Annotated in this window: 3 protein-coding genes; all 3 read right to left on the minus strand. The window is 33.2% G+C overall.

Features of this window, described 5'->3' with window-relative positions:
- Positions 1 to 350, minus strand: a 350-nt coding sequence (locus tag VNJ50_RS02330) for a transposase (RefSeq protein WP_325578674.1), incomplete at its 3' end; no start/stop codon positions are given.
- A 9-nt stretch (positions 351 to 359) separates the two neighbouring features.
- Complete coding sequence (locus VNJ50_RS02335) at positions 360 to 911, minus strand: IS630 family transposase (protein WP_325578678.1); 552 nt, start codon at positions 909 to 911, stop codon at positions 360 to 362.
- Entirely contained in the window at positions 908 to 1426 is a 519-nt protein-coding gene (locus VNJ50_RS02340; RefSeq protein WP_325578676.1) for a helix-turn-helix domain-containing protein, read from the minus strand. The genes VNJ50_RS02335 and VNJ50_RS02340 overlap by 4 nt, the downstream gene beginning before the upstream one ends.
- Between the last annotated feature and the right edge of the window lie 269 nt (positions 1427 to 1695).

Consider the following 1695-nt stretch of genomic DNA (forward strand, 5'->3'; position numbering starts at 1 on the left):
AAATTATTGGTTAGCAATACCACAGATTGCTGCTTATCAGCTTCCCAATATTCAATCTTTCGAGACTTGTGTTTTATGTCATCTTTGGAAAACTCCACTTCTGCATCGTGCAAAACAACCAATCCGTTTTCATTTACAAGATAACAGCTGTCCTGTTGTATAAAGCGTTGATTTTTCTTCATTTTGGTCACATAAAACACACCTTCCTGTGTAAACTGCTCAAACACTTTATAGTCAATATAGGCTCTGTCCATGGCTAAAAATGCACCATTGCTTAGCTTCAATTTACGGAGCATATTATGATCGTGGGTAGCTGCTGAAGTAAAATGAATGGAATAGGGTAATACCAAATATAATTATTACATAGTCCAATCAAGTTCTGAGAATATATATTCAAATCCACAAATGCTTTTAATTTTAGTTGGTGTTAATTTGCCAATAGCCATTGTAATAAACTCACTTACTTCCTCCAGTTCATAGTGAATTTTGTTAGTGAATCCCCTTTTTAATACTCCCCACATATTTTCTGCAGGGTTTAGTTCAGGACTGTAAGGTGGCAAAAATATTAGGACAATATTTTCCGGTATTTTTAAAGATTTCGCTTTGTGAAAAGCACCATTATCCAATGCCACTATTTTTAATTCATCAGGGCGATTTAATGAAAACTGATCCAGAAAAAGCTGAAAGATTTCTGAGTTACAATTAGGCAGTTCCAATAGGAATTGGTCTCCACCAATGGGCGAGAACGCACCAAATAAGTAGAGATTCTTAAAGATTTGATGAAATGGACATATCGGCTTCACTCCTTTTGCAGTCAATGCTTTGCCATTTCGAGTGAATAATCCAAAACGGCTCTCATCTTGAAAATACAAATTAACTGTTTTGAATTTTACATCAGATTGTAAAGCTATTTCCTGGCATTTTTGACTGAAGTTTTTTTAAAAGTGTCAACCATCAAATCATCCTTTTTTACATGACTTTTACGGGCAACCTTTATTTTGCTTCCAAAGTGACGCTGGCTGTATTTTAATAAAGTAATATATTTTATTTCCTTAGAAAATTCTTGATTTACCCACTCTAATAGTTCTGTATACCCTCTAATGCCATTTTTGGGGTTATTCAATTTCTTTTCAATCTTCTCATGCTCTTCTTTGGAAAATACACTCTTCTTGAATCCGCCAATTCTTCCATGAGTTAATAAAGGAGTAATCCCTTCCTTTTGGTATTGGTTTCTCCATTTTACAATACTATTATGATTGATACCTGTAATCTTTGAAAGTTCTCTTTTGGAAATTCCGGTTTTTTCATGCTTTTTAATCTCTATAAGCATTAATAAACGTTTACCAATCAGCTCTCCATTTTTACGTTGAAGACTACGGAGTTCACTGATACTTTCGGTAATTGTAATTTGAAAGGGATATGCCATTTTGTTATAATTATTAGATAGTCCAAAGTTAAAATAAAAAAATCTAATAAACAAATATTGGACTATTTATTTTTTATAATTGGTATAAGATACAAATTTGGGTTACGCTCATCGCCAACCTACTGCTATCTGTTATTAAAAAGAAAGTAAAACGAGATTGGAGTTTTTCCAATCTTACAACCATGATAAGGCAAACCTTGATGTACTATATCAATCTTTATAGCTTCTGTGAAAATCCTGAAAAAGCCTGGTTGTCCATCATACACCAA

It is taken from the genome of Gelidibacter sp. (genome assembly GCF_035577925.1).
Taxonomy (GTDB): Bacteria; Bacteroidota; Bacteroidia; order Flavobacteriales; family Flavobacteriaceae; genus Gelidibacter.

Coding starts and splice junctions, on each gene's coding strand:
- VNJ50_RS02340 (WP_325578676.1), bottom strand. CDS start 1,426: ATGGCATATCCCTTTCAAATTACAATTACCGAAAGTATCAGTGAACTC.